This is a genomic window from Haemophilus parainfluenzae (assembly GCF_014931395.1).
In the GTDB taxonomy this organism is placed as follows: Bacteria; Pseudomonadota; Gammaproteobacteria; order Enterobacterales; family Pasteurellaceae; genus Haemophilus_D.
On the sequence record NZ_CP063120.1, the window covers coordinates 911,066 to 928,634 of the forward strand.

Below are 17,569 nucleotides of genomic sequence, written 5' to 3' on the forward strand. Positions count from 1 at the left end.
AATATAAAGATTTATCCAAGATTAGTCAAGTTTTTTGAGCTAGAACATAAAAAATCCTTTTCCTTTTAGCTAAAATATAAACTATCTTTTTTCTATCATCGTATTTTTATGCATATCAAATCACTCTTTTCTAAAAATGTGTTTTTGGCCGTAAAACCATTTAGCGCATTGAAAGAATCTTTCCGTGAAGGTTACGGAAAACAAAAATTGATTAAAGATATTATCGCGGGTCTCACCGTGGGCGTCATTGCGATTCCACTTTCCATGGCTTTAGCCATTGCTAGCGGTGTGCCACCACAACACGGTCTTTATACCGCTATCATAGCGGGGATCGTAATTGCGTTAACCGGTGGATCGCGTTTTAATATTTCAGGTCCAACCGCCGCATTTGTCGTGATTTTATATCCCGTCACCCAACAATTTGGGCTCAGCGGGTTACTTATGGCAACGCTACTTTCGGGAATTATTTTAGTCATCATGGCGTTGTCTCGATTGGGACGACTAATTGAGTACATTCCTCTCCCCGTTACACTTGGCTTTACCTGCGGGATTGGGATCACCATCGGCACCTTGCAAATCAAAGATTTTTTAGGTTTAGACATTGCCCAGATGCCACCTCACTATATTGAAAAAGTGCAAGCTATTTTGACCGCACTTCCGACGATTAACTGGGCAGACACTGCGGTTGGCGTGATCACCTTATTTGTACTCACCCAATGGCATAAACTTCGTTTACCCGTGCCGGGCCATTTACCTGCGGTCATTATTGGGACACTCATGGCATTAGCCTTAGGACAATTTGGCTTCTCGGTTGAAACCATTGGTACAGCATTCCAATATACCTTATCTGACGGTACAACAGGACATGGTATCCCTAATGTCCTGCCTGAATTTGCCTTACCTTGGAATATTCCTAATGCACAAGGTGAAGTCATCAATTGGAATTTTGATCGCATACAAGATATCTTGCCTGCCGCCTTTTCAATGGCTGTATTAGGCGCGATTGAATCGCTACTTTGTGCGGTCATTTTAGATAATATGACGGATACCAAACATCATTCCAATAATGAATTACTCGCCCAAGGTTTAGGTAATATTATTTCACCATTCTTAGGCGGCATTACGGCAACTGCAGCAATTGCACGTTCTGCAGCCAACGTTAAATCTGGAGCAGTATCGCCAATAGCCAGTGTCATTCATGCACTCTTGGTTTTATTCTCGCTATTATTCTTTGCGAATGCCCTGTCTTATTTGCCACTCTCTTCTATGGCTGCATTGCTATTAATGGTAGCTTGGCATATGGCAAATGTACCTGAAATTATTCGTTTGGCGCGTCGCTCCACAAAAAACGAAATTGCTGTGTTGTTCACTTGCTTAATTCTCACTGTGTTATTTGATATGGTAATTGCCATCTCTGTCGGCGTATTATTAGCGAGTCTCTTATTTATCCGCACCATTGCAGAAATGACAAAAGCGATTGAACAACCTGCACCAGAAGATTTAAATGATGTATTAGCTTATCGTATCAGCGGTCCACTATTCTTTGCTGCGGCGGATAAACTCTTTGCGGATTTGCATGATAAAACCGTCCATACGGATCACGAGATCAAACATATCGTGTTGCAATGCGATGCCGTGACTGTGCTGGATACCGGCGGTATTCATGCACTCACTCATTTTGTACAGCATATGTTGCCACATCAACAAATCTACTTGTGCAATATGCAATTCCAACCACTCAGAATGTTAGTAAAATCTAACTCTGTGCCTGAATTGCAAAAAATTAACTATGGTACAGATTTACAAGATGTGTTTAATAAAATTCGTGAGTTTGAACAAGCAAATCCATAAAACACTAAAAAGCGTGCTAAAATAAGCACGCTTTTTTATCAATAAAATAAAGGAATTCAGAATGCGTCCAAATAATCGTGAAAATCATCAGCCTCGTCCAATTAAAATCACCCGTAATTACACGAAACATGCTGAAGGCTCAGTATTAGTGGAATTTGGTGATACTAAAGTTTTATGTACGGCGAGTGTTGATGAAAACGTACCGCGTTTCTTAAAAGGACAAAATCAAGGTTGGGTGACAGCAGAATATGGCATGTTACCTCGCTCTACACACAGCCGTATGCAACGTGAAGCGGCAAAAGGCAAACAAGGTGGACGCACCATGGAAATTCAACGCTTAATCGCTCGCTCATTACGTGCTATGGTTGACTTAGAGGCTCTTGGCGAACGTTCTATTACCTTAGACTGTGATGTGATTCAAGCGGATGGCGGTACAAGAACAGCCTCCATCACGGGTGCTGCAGTAGCATTATGTGATGCTATCAATGGTTTGATTGCAAATGGCACATTAAAAACCAATCCAATCAAAGGTCTGATTGCTGCAATTTCGGTTGGGATTGTTGAAGGTGAAGCTGTGTGTGATTTGGAATATGTGGAAGATTCAGCCGCCGAAACAGATATGAACGTTGTGATGATGGAAGATGGTCGTATGATCGAAGTACAAGGTACTGCAGAAGGCGAACCATTCAGCCACGAAGAATTACTCACCTTATTGGGCTTAGCAAAACAAGGCTGCGAACAAATCTTCGCTGCACAACGTGAAGCATTAGGTTTATAGGAACAAAAAATGGAAAGCTACAAAATCGAATTTATTAAATTCGCCTTGAGCCGTAACGTGCTTAAATTTGGCGAGTTTGAGCTAAAATCAGGTCGAAAAAGCCCTTATTTTTTTAACGCAGGATTATTTAGCACGGGTGCAGATCTTGCTCGCTTAGGTGAATTCTATGCGAAAGCGATTCAATCAAGTGCGGTCGATTTTGATGTCATTTTTGGTCCTGCCTATAAAGGCATTCCGATTGCGACGAGCGTTTCCATTGCACTATTCAATCAATTTAACCGTGATACACCTGTTTGCTTTAATCGCAAAGAAGCCAAAGATCACGGTGAAGGCGGTAATTTGATCGGTAGCCCATTAACCGGCAATGTGTTGTTAGTCGATGATGTCATTACAGCTGGCACAGCCATTCGTGAGTCCATGGCACTTCTTGAAGCCAATAACGCGAGATTAGCGGCTGTCTTTATTGCATTAAATCGTCAGGAAAAAGGAAAAGGGGAACTTTCTGCCATCCAAGAAGTAGAACGAGACTATCAATGCCAAGTGCTTTCCATTATTGATTTGGATGATTTAATGCAATTTATTGAAAAAGAACCCGATTATCAGCAATATTTACCTGTGATGCGGGCTTATCGTGAAAGTTATGGTGTGTAATTTATTACTTGAAAAATAAGAATAAAGCCATATTAATGTAAGGGCAGACATTAGCGTCTGCCCATTATTGTCAAAAGACCTTTTGACCGCACTTTAGGGGAAAAGAATGTATTTTTTTGGAAAGATTATCGGCGTTTTTCTCGGTTTTAAATGGGGGGGCTTTTTCGGCGCTATCGCTGGACTTATTTTAGGCTCTATCGCAGATAAAAAACTCTATGAGCTTGGTTCGGTTAACTCTAGCTTTTTTAAGAAAAAAACGACCCGACAAGCACTCTTTATGCAAACTACTTTTGCGGTACTTGGGCATTTAAGTAAATCCAAAGGTCGTGTGACGGAAGAAGATATTCAACTGGCGAATCAGTTGATGAACCAGATGCAATTAGATGAGAGCCATCGCAAACTCGCTCAAGAGGCCTTTCGTCGCGGTAAAGAAGCCGATTTCCCTTTACGCCAGGTGATTCGTGAATTCCGCATTGGATGTGGACAACGTGCTGACTTACTGAGAATGTTCTTACACGTGCAAGTGCAGGCTGCCTTTGCTGATTCTCAATTACATGAGTCAGAAAAAGAAGTGCTTTATGTGGTAGCCGAAGAACTTGGTCTTTCCCGTATGCAGTTTGAGCAAATGCTGGCAATGGAAATTGCGGCTCGTCAATTTACCCAAGGTGGATTCTATCGCCAATACCAACAAGGCGGCTATCAACAGCAAGGTGGTTACCAATACCAACAACAAGGCGGATACCAACAATCTTCAGGCCCTACATTAAGCGATGCTTATAAAGTATTGGGCGTGAGTGAAAGTGATGATCGCAATGCGGTAAAACGTGCATATCGTCGTTTAATGAATGAACATCACCCGGATAAATTAGTCGCGAAAGGCTTACCGCCAGAAATGATGGAAATGGCTAAAGAAAAAGCGCAACAAATCCAAGCCGCTTATGATTTAATTTGTAAAGCAAAAGGCTGGAAATAGTGCGCGTTATCCTCGCCCCTATGCAAGGAGTGCTTGATCCTTTTGTTCGCCAGCTTTTAACCGAAGTGAATGAATACGATCTCTGCATCACCGAGTTTGTTCGCGTGGTGGATCAACTCTTACCCGAAAAAGTCTTTTATCGTCTTTGCCCTGAACTCAAAAATCAGGGCTTTACCCCTTCTAAAACACCTGTTCGTGTCCAACTTTTAGGTCAACATCCAAACTGTCTTGCTGAAAATGCTAATCGCGCCATTGAGCTTGGCTCACATGGTATTGATTTAAATTGTGGTTGTCCATCCAAAACCGTTAATGGGAGCAACGGAGGAGCAGCACTTCTCAAACAACCTGAATTAATTTATCAAGCGACTCTAGCCTTACGAAAAACCGTACCTAGTCATTTACCTGTCAGTGTGAAAGTGCGATTAGGTTGGGATTGTACTTCACAAGCGTTTGAAATTGCCGATGCCGTACAACAAGGTGGCGCCACTGAAATCACCATTCACGGCAGGACCAAAGCCGATGGGTATCGTGCCGATCGCATCAATTGGGAGAAAATCGGTGAAGTGAGATCTCGCTTGACGATCCCAGTGATTGCTAATGGTGAAATTTGGCGTTGGGAAGATGGTCAAGCATGTTTGAAAGCGACAGGTTGCGAAGATCTAATGGTCGGGCGTGGGGCATTAAATATCCCAAACTTAAGCCTTGTACTCAAACAAAATTGCAAAAAAATGCCTTGGGTGGATATTCAAAAAATCTTGCAAAAATATGCGAAAATGGAAAATTTCCATGATTCCGGTTTTTATCATGTTGCCCGAATCAAACAATGGCTACGCTATCTCAATAAAGAATATCCTGAAGCGGACATCGTTTTTGAGCGAATTAAAACCAGCAAAACAGCAGAAGATCTGAGAGAACGACTCTGTCAGTGCTAAAAAAGTGCGGTCAGAATAGACGGCTTTTTAGTATTATCCCCACTCGTACGATGAGTGCTTACACTCAAACAAAACTTGACTAAAATCAAAAAGTTATCATACAGAACCAGTAGAATCGATGAGTGCTTACACTCAAACAAAACTTGACCAAAATCAAAAAGTTATCATACAGAACCAGTAGAATCGATGAGGCATATACCACAAAAAAGGAGAGGCGCCTTATGAAGACTCGTCTATTGCTTTCTAGCTTAATTATCGCATTAAGCGCAACATCATTTGCCCAAACGCATAAAGCGCATTGGTCCTATAATGGTAAAGAAAGCCCTGAACATTGGGGTGATTTGCTCACCGAATATCAAACCTGTAAGCTAGGGAAGGTTCAGTCGCCTGTTAATCTGGAAGCAGATAACGGCATGAAAGTGGCAAATAAACCACTTAAGATGAATTATTTCCCTGCGGCTTATCAAGTAGAGAATAATGGGCATACCGTGCAAGTCAGCGTTGCACAAGAAAATGCGCCATTTATTACGCTCAACAATAAACCATTCTATTTAAAACAATTTCACTTTCACACACCAAGTGAACATACTTTTAAACGCCAACATTATCCTTTAGAAATTCATTTTGTTCATCAAAGTGAAGATAAAGCATTAGCGGTTGTTGCCGTAATGGTCAATGAAGGTGAAGCTAATCCAGCATTAGCACCAGTAATTGAGAAAAAACTCACCGTTGGACAAAAAGAAAAATTGGCTCAACAGATTGATATTAAAGCGCTAATGCCAAAAGAGATGGCTCGCTTCCGCTTAAATGGATCACTCACGACTCCACCTTGTAGTGAAAACGTGGCTTGGACCATTTTTAAATCACCAATTCAAGCAAGCAAAGCACAAATTGCCGCGATAGAAGAAATGGAAGGGAAAAACAACCGTCCAACGCAACCATTAAATCAGCGTGATGTAGAAGTTGAACAATAAATAAAAAATGCGTGGATAATCTCCACGCATTTTTTATTCAGATTAGAAAGATTAAAGGTGAATATTGCCATCATAGATATGAGTCGCATCGCCAGTCATATAAAGCGGTGAGCCTACGCCTTCCCATTCAATAAGTAAGCTACCACCAGGTAGATCGACTTGCACTTTGTTATCAAGTAAACCTTGCATCATCCCAACAGCTGCCGCTGCGCACGCCCCACTGCCACAAGCTTGCGTTTCACCAGCACCACGCTCATATACACGCAACTTAATGTGGTTACGATTGACGACTTGCATAAATCCAGCGTTTACCCTTTCAGGAAAACGTTCGTGGCTTTCTAAGAGTGGACCTAACTCTGCTACATTGGCCGTTTCAATATTGTCCACTTGAACAACGCAATGTGGATTGCCCATTGATACTGCACCACAAAGCACCGTTTGAACATCGGTACGTAAAATATAGTTTTTTTCAAATTTGTTGGCTGTAAAAGGAATTTTATTCGGTTCCCAAATCGGCTCGCCCATATTGACGCGAATTTGCCCATCTTCTTTTACCGTTAAAACCATCTTTCCTTTTTGCGTGCTTACTGCAATATTCTTTTTATTGGTCAACCCTTTTAAGGTGACAAAACGCGCAAAACATCTTGCCCCATTTCCACATTGCGACACTTCACTGCCATCGGCATTAAAAATACGATAATGGAAATCTAAATCTGGATCATAAGGTGGCTCAACGATTAAAAGCTGATCAAAACCAATACCACGATGACGATCGGCTAAGCGTTTAATGGTTTCAGGGGTAAAATAGGCATTTTGAGTCACAGCATCAACAACGACAAAGTCATTGCCAAGGCCATGCATTTTGGAAAACTGCATGTTTCCTTCCTTGATTTGAAAATTTTTTGGCATTATAGAGAGCAATAAGCCGAATGGCAAATAGCCAAAATAGACAAAGTGCGGTCAAAAAACACTTTATTTTATCACCGCACTTTCATCATTACATCCAAGCGTTATTGCGGATAATCCCTACTGCAATACCTTCAATTTCAAAATGAGGTTGTTCTTCAAGATTAACGACAATCGGCTTAAACTCTTCATTTTCTGCATGCAGATAAATAACGGAACCTTTACGTTCTAAGCGTTTTACTGTCACTTCATCTTCAATCCGTGCGACAACAATTTGCCCATTACGAACATCTTTTGTGCTGTGAACGGCAAGAAGATCACCATCTAAAATGCCGATATCTTTCATAGATTGACCATATACTTTTAATAAAAAGTCAGCTTGTGGTTTGAACATATTAGCATCAACACGATAAGTGCCTTCAATATGTTGCTCAGCCAAAATTGGCTCCCCAGCGGCCACACGACCAATGAGTGGTAAGCCCTCTTCTTCCTCATCATTTGCACTATCATCAATAATGCGAATACCGCGAGAAGCCCCCGCAACAATTTCAATTGCACCTTTGCGGGCAAGTGCTTTTAAGTGTTCTTCTGCCGCATTAGGGGATTTAAAACCTAATTCGCGAGAAATTTCTGCACGAGTAGGCGGCATACCCGTGGTTTCTAAATGGCGTTTTAAGAGTTCCAGCACTTCTTGTTGTCTGGCAGTTAATGGTCTCATATACACTCCTGTTACTTTATACAGAATAACTGTTAGTATATACAGAAAGATGGCGATTGCAACAACTATTTTCTAGTCATAAAAGTGCGGTCAATTTTTTTCATATTTTTGCGTGTTCATCATAAATCTCAAATGTAAATTTTTAGAATTTGACTGGTCGAATGTGTTAAAATGCCTGACAATACCTAGAAATGTCTAACGAAAAGAGAATATTAATTATGTCTGGCATCGTAAGTACTTATCGTAAATTATTAGAATTACCGCTTTCGGTTTTAGTAAAAAACAATCCTATTCCTGCTCAACCTATCGAAGAGCTTCAACTCAACATCAATCAACCTATTCTTTATGTTTTGCCTTATACCTCTCAAACTGACTTCGTGATTTTCCGTCGTAACTGTTTGAGCGTCGGTCTGCCTGATCCAGCTGAAAAGAATGTGATTGATGGCATAGCATTACCACGTTATGTCTATTTAGACGAAGGTCGCCGCTTTTTTAAATCAAAAGGCGCAAAAGATGAAACTGCCAAAGTCTTCAATAAATATTTAGAGTTGCACCGTGATGTTGCTGATTTAGATGTACAACTGATCCCTGTTTCTGTGCTTTGGGGGCGTTCACCCGGTAAAGAAGATAAAGCAAGCTTACCTAATCTTCGCTTATTAAATGGTCTTCAAAAAACCTTTGCGGCAATTTGGTTTGGACGTGATACTTTTGTGCGTTTTTCTCAGGCACTTTCTTTGCGTTACATGGTAAATGAGCACGGTTCAGATGAAAAAATTGCACAAAAACTGGCTCGCGTGGCTAAAATGCACTTTGCTAAACAACGCATTTCCGCGACTGGACCTCGTTTGCCAAACCGCGAAGCGATGTTTAATAAGCTATTAAATTCTCAAGCAATTCAAAATGCGATTGAAGATGAGGCAAAATCAAAAAATATCAGCCGCGATAAAGCCTATGCTGAAGCCGAAAAAATTCTTCATGAAATCGCGGCTAATGTAAGCCATTCCAGCCTTCGTGCGGCGGATCGTTTCTTGCGTTGGTTATGGAACAAACTGTATTCCGGTATTGATGTACAAAATGCCGACCGAGTGCGTAAATTAGCGTTAGAAGGCCATGAGATTGTTTATGTTCCTTGTCACCGTAGTCATATCGACTATTTATTACTTTCTTATGTGCTCTATCACCAAGGTCTTGTACCGCCACATATTGCAGCGGGAATAAACCTAAACTTCTGGCCAGCGGGTCCTTTATTCCGTAGCTGGGGGGCGTTCTTTATTCGCCGTACCTTTAAAGGTAATCGCCTTTACTCTGCAATTTTCCGTGAATATTTAGGGGAATTATTCCACCGCGGTTATTCCGTCGAATACTTCATTGAAGGTGGTCGTTCTCGTACAGGTCGCTTGCTTGCACCGAAAACCGGTATGATGTCAATGACGCTACAAGCACTTCAACATAACCAGACTCGCCCTATTTCAGTGGTGCCTGTGTATATCGGTTATGAGCACGTATTAGAAGTAGATACTTACGCGAAAGAATTACGTGGTGCCGCGAAAGAAAAAGAAAATGCCGGCTTGGTTTTACGTGTAATTAAGAAATTACGTAATTTAGGTCAAGGTTTTGTGAATTTCGGTGAGCCAATTACACTTTCCAATTATCTCAATCACCATTATCCAGAATGGAAAGAACAACATCATGAAGATAAGCCACACTGGTTTAACCATGCAGTTGGATCTGTATCTAATCAAGTGATGGTAAATATTAATAAAGCCGCTGCTGTTAATGCGATGAATTTAGTGGGAACTGCCCTCCTCTCTTCTCGCCAGCGTGCACTTTCTCATGAGCAACTATTAGAACAACTCTCTAGTTATCAAGAAATGTTAAAGAATGTACCGTATTCTACTGATGTGGTACTGCCAACTGATACACCAAAAGCGATGCTTGATCATGTATTAAGTTTAGATCGTGTTGGCGTGCTAGTTGAAAAAGATAACTTTGGGGAAATTATTCGTTTAGAACGTAATTCTGCTGTTCTCATGACGTATTACCGCAACAATATTCAACACTTATTTGTGTTGCCTTCACTTGTTGCGAGTATCGTTTTACATTATGAAGCAATCCAAAAAGATTTATTATTGGATGCGGTTCGTAAAATTTATCCATTCTTAAAAGGCGAACTCTTCCTTCATTTCAATGAAGAAGAATTAAATACACAAATTAAAGCCATTATTGATGAATTTGCGCGTCAGGATGTTATCCAAGCCAATGATAATTTCTTATCGATTCACCGCGCTAAAGTTCGTATTTTACAACTTTGGTCTGCTGGTATGCGTGAAATCTTACAACGTTACTACATCACAGTGAGTATTTTACGTAAAGATCCTGGAATTGCTCGTGGCTTATTAGAAAAAGAAAGCCAATTGGTGGCACAACGTCTTTCTGTATTACACGGTATTAACGCACCAGAGTTCTTTGATAAAGCGGTATTCTCTGCTTTCATTGCTAACTTAAAAGAAGAAGGTTATTTCGATGATGATAAAGAAAAATTACACGAGCTTGCTACAATCTTAGAGCATTTAATTTCTAGCGAAGTTTGCTTAACGATTAATGGTGCTGCAGACAAAGCAGATGACGTTGAGATTGAAGTAGAAGAAGAGGATAAATCAAATAAAGATGAATAATCTTTATCTCTTAAAAGAGATAACAAGAGGCGTGTTTACCACGCCTTTTTTATTGACTTAATAAAATGCTCATCTCTAACCTTTAGATCAAAAAGATTCTCAGGTTATTTTATGTAACATTTTCTTCTAAAAATCCTTTATTATCCATCTTGAATTTCAACGCATTATGGTGTTAAATCGGCACATATTATAAGGGTATAAAATTATAAAAATAAGTGTAGGAATTTATGTGTCAATTACTCGGAATGAACTGTAATACACCGACGGATATTGTCTTTTCTTTTGAAGGTTTCCGTCGTCGTGCGGGTCTTACCGACTGCCATTCAGATGGCTTCGGTATCGCTTTTTTTGAAGGTCGTGGTGTGCGTATTTTTCGCGATAACCATGCAGCCTCTCAATCTCCTATTGCGGATTGTGTAAAACAATACAAAATTAAATCGCTCAATGTGATTGCTCACATTCGTAAGGCAACGCAAGGTGGCGTCACCATTGAAAACACTCATCCCTTTATTCGTGAAATTTGGGGACAAAACTGGGTGTTTGCTCACAACGGTAATTTAAAAGATGTGCCAGATATGTCTGAGAGTTTCTGCCAACCCATTGGCTCAACGGATTCAGAAGCAGCCTTTTGTTATATGGCGGAATACTTGAAAAATCGCTTCCGTCGCAAACCGTCTGAAATGGAAATTTTTGAAGCTATCCAATACATTACCAAAGAGCTCTCACAAAAAGGCACCTTTAACTTCATTCTTTCAAACGGAGAATGGATGATTGCCCACTGCTCAACCAATTTGCATTACTTAACACGTAAAGCTCCTTTTGGTAAAGCGCACCGCATTGATGATGATGGCGTCATTGATTTTAATGATTACGCAAAAGATGGCGACAAAGTCACCATCATTACAACGTTCCCGCTCACCAAAGATGAACCTTGGGTTAAAATGGAACATGGTGGTTTCGTCTTCTTCAAAGAAGGGGACAAAATTGCTGAGGTCGTCGGTGTGGCTAAAGAAATGGAAGATGATGGTACATTAGGCAATCGTGCAGCAGCCTAATAACAAATCACAATAAAAAGCGCGGTCAAAAACATCAGAGATTTTGACCGCACTTTTTATTGGAAACAGATTTATTCGGTTTTCACTCCTAAGTTACCCATTTTTACGCCGAGGTTACCGAGTGAAACAGGATCCAGATAATCCCCTAAGAATTTGAATAACTCACTTAATTCTGTAAATGAGCGTTTGATTTTTACTTGATCTTCTACTTTCCGCACAAATTCATAATGCACATTTTCGCCTTCAAAATAAGCCGTGAGCGTGAGATAAATGGTTTCAAAAAAGTGGCTTTGAGCGCCTTCCTCACCCGGATCACTGATACGGACATTCCAAGTATTGTTAAATAAAACTTCTGTTTTGATTGACATATAGACTTCCTCTGTTTGTTATTTTTTATACTGAAATTGAAACGAAAAACCCGATGATAAAATTTTTGAAATCAAAAACTTTATCATCGGGCTTTTCAAACCAATTGCTCGCATATTTTGCTTTTCGTTGGTAACTGCCTTTGCCTTTACGTTTTTTCTCAACGCGTTGGCGGAATAATTTGTCGTGTAATAGTGCCATCACGGCATTATCTTTCACAACACCTTTGGTGTGTTGATAAATGGGCTGATTTTCAACCGCACTCTTTATTTTTTTCGTCATATTTACCTCTAAAAAATTGCCGTGAAGTGGTTCACGGCAAGTCATTATAGCGAAAATGAATAGAATTACAAAATAGCGAGTACGCTTTCAGGCGGTCGTCCAATTTTAGCTTTTTCACCTTTTACCACAATCGGACGTTCTAATAGGGCTGAATTTTCACTGATGGCTTTTAATAAATCGTCATTCGTTAATGCAGGATTAGCTAACCCTAATGATTGATAAAGTTCATCTTTGGTACGCATCATTTTTCTGACATCATCTAATCCTAATTTATTAGCCAGTTGCTGCAATGCTTCAACAGAGTAGTGTTGTTGTAAATAAAGTTCAATCGTCGGTTGAATGCCTTTTTCTTCTAATAAAGCTAAGGTTTCACGGCTTTTTGAGCAACGCGGATTATGATAAATCGTCACAGACATAACGTTTCCTTCTATTTTATGTTGAATGAGTGGATATAGGATTGATTCAAATTTTAACTTATAATGACAAAAAATACTTGTTTAGGAAGACTTTATGTTAGAAATGCTAAAAAATTGGTATAGCCGTCGCTTAAGCGATCCGCAGGCGATGGGGCTACTTGCCATTTTGTTGTTTGGCTTTATTGCGATTTATTTCTTTAGTGATTTAATTGCCCCCTTGCTGATTGCCATTGTATTAGCATATTTATTGGAAATGCCAATTAATTTCCTAACGAAAAAATTAAAATTTCCTCGAATGCTCGCTACGCTAGTCATTTTTGGTGGATTTATAACCTTGGCGTTATTAATTTTCTTCGGGCTTGTGCCAACATTATGGAATCAAATGATTTCCTTATTAAGCGATTTGCCAGCCATGTTCAATAAGTTACATGAATGGTTGTTAGCCCTTCCAGAGCATTATCCTGAACTTATTGACTATACCATGATTGATACCTTTTTTAGTGCTGCTCGTGCGAAGATTTTGGGCTTCGGTGAATCTGCGGTGAAATTGTCGATTACTTCATTAATGAACCTTGTATCACTGGGTATTTATGCATTTTTAGTGCCATTAATGATGTTCTTTATGCTGAAAGATAAAACTGAGCTTCTTGCGGGTGTGAGCCGATTTTTACCTAAAAATCGTCTTTTAGCCTCTAAAGTATGGAATGAAATGCAGCAACAAATTGCGAATTATATTCATGGTAAGCTGTTGGAAATTTTGATTGTCGGCGTGGTGACTTACATCATCTTTTTAAGCTTTGGTTTAAATTATCCGCTGTTGCTTTCTGTTGCCGTTGGGCTTTCTGTATTAGTACCTTATATCGGCGCGGTATTGGTGACGATTCCTGTTGCGTTAGTGGCCATGTTCCAGTTTGGCATTTCCCCAACGTTTTGGTATTTAATTGTGGCCTTTGCGGTGAGTCAACTTCTCGATGGAAACTTGTTGGTACCGTATTTATTCTCTGAAGTCGTTAATTTACACCCTTTAGTAATCATTATTTCAGTGCTGATTTTTGGTGGATTATGGGGGTTCTGGGGCGTATTCTTCGCTATTCCATTGGCAACGCTCGTTAAAGCGGTGCTGAATGCATTGCCGGATTAGACAGAATTAAAACGATAAAAAGAAAGCTGACGAAAGTCAGCTTTTTTGTTCTTTTAATTTTTGGATATCCAGAATTTCGACACAATCTGTTGTCCCTGCTTTAATACGCCATTTAATATTAAATTCGTAGAGACTAATACCATAAATGCGATCAGTTTCTTTACCTTGTTGATAAGCGGGACGGGGATCTTGAGCGATCACTTCCGTAATAAATCTTGCTAAGTGCGGTCGATTTTTGTGATATTTTTCCACCGCGCTTTGGGCGATTTCTGTAAATTCTACGCTTAATTTTGCAGGTGGTTTTTCTTGCGCGAAACTTGATTTTGCCTCAGGTTCGCTATCAGCATAGGTAATATAAGGTTTAATATCAAAAATAGGTGTACCATCGACAAGATCCACGGATCCTAAATGTAGAAAAACACGACCATGAATGCATTCCACTTGGCGTAATTCAACTTTGGATAAGCCTAGCGGATTTGGGCGATGTGTAGCGCGTGAAGCAAATACACCGACACGTTGATTGCCGCCTAAACGAGGGGGGCGAACAGTAGATTGCCATTTTCCATGGGGCACTTTGTCGAATTGGAAAATAAGCCAAAGATGGCTAAATTGCTCTAAGCCTCGCACCGCTTCTGGTGAATTATACGGAGGGAGCAGTTCCACAATACCAATGCCATCCTGTACTAAATCTGGCTGTCGTGGCACCGAGAATTTTTCTTTGTAAGGCGTGTGAATCACCGCAATGGGGTGAAGAGTCAGTGTTAAATCATTCATAAAAAGGCAATTTCCGTGTAGAATACGCCCTTTATTGTAATCAAAAGTGCGGTCAAAAAAAATGACAAATCATAAATTGAAAATGTGGTGGGAAACCGCTCGCCCAAAAACCTTGCCTTTGGCATTAGCTTCTATTTTTACCGGCTCTGCATTGGCATATTGGGCGGATAAAGAGAGTTTTAATCTTACCGTAATGTTACTTTGCTTACTTACTACCATCTTATTGCAGGTACTTTCCAACTTTGCTAACGATTACGGCGATCATCAAAAAGGATCAGATACCGAAGAACGTATAGGGCCTTTACGTGGTATTCAGCAAGGTGCAATTTCCGCGAATGAGCTCAAATGGGGCTTAATTTTAATGGCCGTAGGTTCATTCTTTTCAGGTGCATTCTTAATTGGTATCGCATATCAAAGTCTTACTGATTTATTGGCCTTTGCTGGTTTGGGTATTCTAGCCATTATTGCTGCCATTACTTATACCGTAGGCGCTAAACCTTATGGTTATTTAGGTTTAGGCGATTTGTCTGTTTTGCTCTTTTTTGGACTATTAGGTGTAGGTGGAACTTATTATCTCCAAACTCACAGCATTGATAGCTTAATTACTCTACCTGCACTGGGCTCCGGTTTATTAGCAACAGCCGTTTTAAATATCAATAATTTACGTGATATTGAGCAAGATGCAAAAGTAGGAAAAAATACTTTAGTTGTACGTATGGGACCGAAGAAAGGACGTATTTATCACTGTGTTTTATTAAGCGTTGCTGCTTTATGTTATGTGCTATTTGCGGCATCAACAGCATTTAGCCCTTGGCATTTCTTATTTTTATTGGCATTTCCATTGTTATTAAAACACGCATTATTTGTTTATCGCAGCAAAGAGCCCGCAGTGTTGCGTCCGATGTTGGCTCAGATGTCTATGATTTCTTTATTTATCAATATCTTGTTTAGTTTAGGCTTGCTTATCGGCTAAATCGGCTTATACTAGAGAAAAAATTTTAACGACAAGGGGTACATTATGTATATCGATACTTCAGAACTTTGTGATATTTATGCTGATCAAGTGGATGTGGTTGAGCCAATTTTTTCTAGCTTTGGTGGCGTCAGCAATTTCTACGGCAAAGTGACGACAGTAAAATGTTTTGAAAATAATGGATTAATTGCCGAAATTCTCGAAGAAAATGGTAACGGCAGAGTGCTTGTCGTAGATGGCGGTGGTGCAGTACGTCGTGCTTTAATTGATGCAGAGCTTGCACAACTTGCCGCAGATAATGACTGGGCGGGCATTATTGTTTATGGTGCCGTGCGTCAAATTCAACAACTTGAAAATATTGATATTGGTATTCATGCGCTTGCACCAATTCCAGTGGGCGCAGATGAAAATAATCAGGGTGAAAGTGATATTCCAGTCAATTTTGGTGGTGTAACGTTCTTCCCTGAAGACTACATTTATGCCGATTTAACAGGTATTATTCTTTCACAAGAAGCATTAGATTTAGAAGACGTTGAAGAAGAATAATTTTGAAATTATAGACCTTTTTAAAGTGCGGTTAGAAATAACCGCACTTTTTTTGTCAAAAATTTTTTGAACAAGATCACATTTTAAACATTTGTTAGTTGAAAGTTTGTAACATTCATTTAACATCGAAAATAGTTCATCTGTAATCAGTTTGGAGGGACTCATGAACGAAACAAACACAACAAAAAATTATAAAAGTGGGATTATCTTTCTGCTGGCGATAGCCTGTTTTTTTATTTTATTAAAATCTTTACCTTTCGCACCTAAGGAAAATGCTGGTTTAGCATTATTAGCCTTTGTGGCGATTCTTTGGTTAACTGAGGCGTTACATGTCACCGTGACCGCTCTTTTGGTGCCATTACTTGCAATTGCTCTTGATTTGGTGACAACCAAACAAGCTTTAGTGGCGTTTGCTGACCCAACCATTTTCTTATTCTTTGGTGGTTTTGCTTTAGCAACAGCTTTGCACATACAAAAACTCGATAAAATGATTGCCAATAAAATCATGGCAATGGCGCGTGGTAATTTGTTTGTCGCTGTGATGTATCTTTTTGCTATTACCGCTTTCCTTTCCATGTGGATGAGTAACACTGCAACAGCCGCCATGATGTTACCTTTAGCAATGGGGATCTTAAGCAAACTTGATAAAGAAAAAGAACATAATACTTATGTCTTCGTATTATTGGGGATTGCGTATAGTGCAAGTATTGGTGGTATGGGAACATTAGTAGGTAGCCCACCAAATGCTATCGTTGCAAGTAACTTACATTTAACTTTCTCTGATTGGTTATGGTATGGTTTACCAATTATGCTCATTTTGATGCCGTTGATGATTGGTACACTTTTCATTGTCTTTAAACCAAGACTTCATTTACATTTTGAACAAAACTTTGAACGTATTGAAATGAATGGCCAACGTGTTTTAACGCTTGTGATTTTTGGTCTCATTGCGCTTTGTTGGGTATTTAGTAGTTATATTAATCCAATCATTTCAAGTGTATTTGGTCTTGCTAAAAATATCGGTAGTTTTGATAGCGTTGTCGCATTGCTTGCTGCTGTCATTATTTGTTCAACTGGTGTGGCAAATTGGAAACAAATCCAAGAAAGCACGGACTGGGGTGTATTAATGCTTTTCGGTGGTGGCTTAACTTTAAGCGCCGTGTTAAAAGATTCTGGTGCAAGTAAAGTATTAGCTGACGGTATTGTATTCTTAGTTCAAGGACAACATTACTATCTCATTGGTTTATTGGTCGCAACCTTCATTATTTTCTTAACTGAATTTACATCCAATACTGCGAGTGCAGCATTATTAGTGCCAATCTTTATTTCTATCGCGCAATCTCTTGGTATGCCAGAAATTGGTCTTGCCTTAATCATCGGTTTAGGTGCTTCTTGTGCCTTTATGTTACCAGTGGCGACACCGCCAAATGCAATCGTATTTGGTACGGGACATGTTCGTCAGAGTGATATGGTGAAAGCTGGGTTTATCTTAAATATTGTGTGTATACTCGTTATCGCGACAATAGGATATTATTTCTGGTTGAATTAATCGTATAAA

At 39.7% G+C, this 17,569-nt stretch carries 18 protein-coding genes; 12 read left to right on the forward strand and 6 right to left on the reverse strand.

The genetic code is table 11. From position 1 onward, the window contains the following. Positions 1–108: 108 nt before the first annotated feature. From dauA to INP94_RS04515, 6 genes are all read left to right on the forward strand, one after another. Entirely contained in the window at positions 109–1,851 is a 1,743-nt protein-coding gene (gene dauA, locus INP94_RS04490; protein ID WP_070583544.1) for a C4-dicarboxylic acid transporter DauA, read from the forward strand. Between the two features lie 61 nt (positions 1,852–1,912). Then, the gene (gene rph / locus INP94_RS04495; protein WP_070583542.1) at positions 1,913–2,629 is read left to right on the forward strand and encodes a ribonuclease PH; all 717 of its coding nucleotides are present in this window, start codon (positions 1,913–1,915) and stop codon (positions 2,627–2,629) included. 9 nt (positions 2,630–2,638) lie between these two features. Further along, complete coding sequence (pyrE, locus tag INP94_RS04500) at positions 2,639–3,280, forward strand: orotate phosphoribosyltransferase (RefSeq protein ID WP_049380142.1); 642 nt, start codon at positions 2,639–2,641, stop codon at positions 3,278–3,280. Between the two features lie 106 nt (positions 3,281–3,386). Next, complete coding sequence (gene djlA, locus INP94_RS04505) at positions 3,387–4,253, forward strand: co-chaperone DjlA (protein WP_070868613.1); 867 nt, start codon at positions 3,387–3,389, stop codon at positions 4,251–4,253. Beyond that, the gene (dusC, locus tag INP94_RS04510; protein WP_070868612.1) at positions 4,253–5,185 is read left to right on the forward strand and encodes a tRNA dihydrouridine(16) synthase DusC; all 933 of its coding nucleotides are present in this window, start codon (positions 4,253–4,255) and stop codon (positions 5,183–5,185) included. Before djlA ends, dusC begins: the two co-directional genes overlap by 1 nt. Before the next feature lie 221 nt (positions 5,186–5,406). Further along, the gene (locus INP94_RS04515) at positions 5,407–6,159 is read left to right on the forward strand and encodes a carbonic anhydrase (protein WP_070868611.1); all 753 of its coding nucleotides are present in this window, start codon (positions 5,407–5,409) and stop codon (positions 6,157–6,159) included. A gap of 51 nt (positions 6,160–6,210) precedes the next feature. On the opposite strand, the gene dapF is transcribed toward INP94_RS04515, so the two are convergent. Further along, positions 6,211–7,035, reverse strand: coding sequence for a diaminopimelate epimerase (dapF, locus tag INP94_RS04520; RefSeq protein ID WP_070868610.1), 825 nt, complete (start codon positions 7,033–7,035; stop codon positions 6,211–6,213). 121 nt (positions 7,036–7,156) lie between these two features. Next, the gene (gene lexA / locus INP94_RS04525) at positions 7,157–7,783 is read right to left on the reverse strand and encodes a transcriptional repressor LexA (RefSeq protein WP_070868609.1); all 627 of its coding nucleotides are present in this window, start codon (positions 7,781–7,783) and stop codon (positions 7,157–7,159) included. 218 nt (positions 7,784–8,001) lie between these two features. Between lexA and plsB the strand changes: the two genes are divergently transcribed. Then, positions 8,002–10,458, forward strand: coding sequence for a glycerol-3-phosphate 1-O-acyltransferase PlsB (gene plsB / locus INP94_RS04530; protein ID WP_197544156.1), 2,457 nt, complete (start codon positions 8,002–8,004; stop codon positions 10,456–10,458). 227 nt (positions 10,459–10,685) lie between these two features. Further along, entirely contained in the window at positions 10,686–11,513 is an 828-nt protein-coding gene (locus INP94_RS04535) for a class II glutamine amidotransferase (RefSeq protein WP_197544157.1), read from the forward strand. A 71-nt stretch (positions 11,514–11,584) separates the two neighbouring features. On the opposite strand, the gene INP94_RS04540 is transcribed toward INP94_RS04535, so the two are convergent. The 3 genes from INP94_RS04540 to arsC all read right to left on the reverse strand — a co-directional run bounded on the left by INP94_RS04540 (position 11,585) and on the right by arsC (position 12,577). Continuing rightward, positions 11,585–11,881 carry a DUF5377 family protein gene (locus INP94_RS04540; protein WP_197544158.1) on the reverse strand — a complete coding sequence of 99 codons (297 nt, stop codon included), beginning with the start codon at positions 11,879–11,881 and terminating at the stop codon, positions 11,585–11,587. 25 nt (positions 11,882–11,906) lie between these two features. Then, the gene (locus INP94_RS04545) at positions 11,907–12,161 is read right to left on the reverse strand and encodes an alternative ribosome-rescue factor A (protein WP_197544159.1); all 255 of its coding nucleotides are present in this window, start codon (positions 12,159–12,161) and stop codon (positions 11,907–11,909) included. Positions 12,162–12,226: 65 nt separating this feature from the next. Next, positions 12,227–12,577 (reverse strand): arsenate reductase (glutaredoxin), encoded by a 351-nt coding sequence (arsC, locus tag INP94_RS04550; RefSeq protein WP_197544160.1) that lies wholly within the window; start codon positions 12,575–12,577, stop codon positions 12,227–12,229. A 94-nt stretch (positions 12,578–12,671) separates the two neighbouring features. On the opposite strand from arsC, the gene INP94_RS04555 reads away from it, so the two are divergent. After that, a complete protein-coding gene (locus INP94_RS04555) occupies positions 12,672–13,718 on the forward strand; it encodes an AI-2E family transporter (RefSeq protein WP_197544161.1) in 1,047 nt (348 codons plus the stop codon). A gap of 36 nt (positions 13,719–13,754) precedes the next feature. Here INP94_RS04555 and tsaA read toward each other — a convergent pair whose 3' ends face one another. Further along, positions 13,755–14,492 (reverse strand): tRNA (N6-threonylcarbamoyladenosine(37)-N6)-methyltransferase TrmO, encoded by a 738-nt coding sequence (tsaA, locus tag INP94_RS04560; RefSeq protein WP_049373588.1) that lies wholly within the window; start codon positions 14,490–14,492, stop codon positions 13,755–13,757. 61 nt (positions 14,493–14,553) lie between these two features. On the opposite strand from tsaA, the gene INP94_RS04565 reads away from it, so the two are divergent. The 3 genes from INP94_RS04565 to INP94_RS04575 all read left to right on the forward strand — a co-directional run bounded on the left by INP94_RS04565 (position 14,554) and on the right by INP94_RS04575 (position 17,560). After that, complete coding sequence (locus INP94_RS04565) at positions 14,554–15,465, forward strand: 1,4-dihydroxy-2-naphthoate polyprenyltransferase (protein ID WP_005698334.1); 912 nt, start codon at positions 14,554–14,556, stop codon at positions 15,463–15,465. Positions 15,466–15,510: 45 nt separating this feature from the next. Beyond that, positions 15,511–16,011 carry a ribonuclease E activity regulator RraA gene (rraA, locus tag INP94_RS04570; RefSeq protein WP_005698337.1) on the forward strand — a complete coding sequence of 167 codons (501 nt, stop codon included), beginning with the start codon at positions 15,511–15,513 and terminating at the stop codon, positions 16,009–16,011. Between the two features lie 163 nt (positions 16,012–16,174). Then, positions 16,175–17,560 carry a DASS family sodium-coupled anion symporter gene (locus tag INP94_RS04575; protein ID WP_197544162.1) on the forward strand — a complete coding sequence of 462 codons (1,386 nt, stop codon included), beginning with the start codon at positions 16,175–16,177 and terminating at the stop codon, positions 17,558–17,560. The last annotated feature ends 9 nt before the right edge of the window (positions 17,561–17,569 follow it).

What these genes read in the sequence shown, in the direction of transcription:
- INP94_RS04515 (WP_070868611.1), top strand. Translation starts at nt 5,407, where the DNA reads ATGAAGACTCGTCTATTGCTTTCTAGCTTAATTATCGCATTAAGCGCA.
- rraA (WP_005698337.1), top strand. Translation starts at nt 15,511, where the DNA reads ATGTATATCGATACTTCAGAACTTTGTGATATTTATGCTGATCAAGTG.
- pyrE (WP_049380142.1), top strand. Translation starts at nt 2,639, where the DNA reads ATGGAAAGCTACAAAATCGAATTTATTAAATTCGCCTTGAGCCGTAAC.
- tsaA (WP_049373588.1), bottom strand. Translation starts at nt 14,492, where the DNA reads ATGAATGATTTAACACTGACTCTTCACCCCATTGCGGTGATTCACACG.
- dauA (WP_070583544.1), top strand. Translation starts at nt 109, where the DNA reads ATGCATATCAAATCACTCTTTTCTAAAAATGTGTTTTTGGCCGTAAAA.
- dapF (WP_070868610.1), bottom strand. Translation starts at nt 7,035, where the DNA reads ATGCAGTTTTCCAAAATGCATGGCCTTGGCAATGACTTTGTCGTTGTT.
- arsC (WP_197544160.1), bottom strand. Translation starts at nt 12,577, where the DNA reads ATGTCTGTGACGATTTATCATAATCCGCGTTGCTCAAAAAGCCGTGAA.
- djlA (WP_070868613.1), top strand. Translation starts at nt 3,387, where the DNA reads ATGTATTTTTTTGGAAAGATTATCGGCGTTTTTCTCGGTTTTAAATGG.
- lexA (WP_070868609.1), bottom strand. Translation starts at nt 7,783, where the DNA reads ATGAGACCATTAACTGCCAGACAACAAGAAGTGCTGGAACTCTTAAAA.
- INP94_RS04555 (WP_197544161.1), top strand. Translation starts at nt 12,672, where the DNA reads ATGTTAGAAATGCTAAAAAATTGGTATAGCCGTCGCTTAAGCGATCCG.
- plsB (WP_197544156.1), top strand. Translation starts at nt 8,002, where the DNA reads ATGTCTGGCATCGTAAGTACTTATCGTAAATTATTAGAATTACCGCTT.
- INP94_RS04565 (WP_005698334.1), top strand. Translation starts at nt 14,554, where the DNA reads ATGACAAATCATAAATTGAAAATGTGGTGGGAAACCGCTCGCCCAAAA.
- INP94_RS04545 (WP_197544159.1), bottom strand. Translation starts at nt 12,161, where the DNA reads ATGACGAAAAAAATAAAGAGTGCGGTTGAAAATCAGCCCATTTATCAA.
- INP94_RS04540 (WP_197544158.1), bottom strand. Translation starts at nt 11,881, where the DNA reads ATGTCAATCAAAACAGAAGTTTTATTTAACAATACTTGGAATGTCCGT.
- rph (WP_070583542.1), top strand. Translation starts at nt 1,913, where the DNA reads ATGCGTCCAAATAATCGTGAAAATCATCAGCCTCGTCCAATTAAAATC.
- INP94_RS04575 (WP_197544162.1), top strand. Translation starts at nt 16,175, where the DNA reads ATGAACGAAACAAACACAACAAAAAATTATAAAAGTGGGATTATCTTT.
- INP94_RS04535 (WP_197544157.1), top strand. Translation starts at nt 10,686, where the DNA reads ATGTGTCAATTACTCGGAATGAACTGTAATACACCGACGGATATTGTC.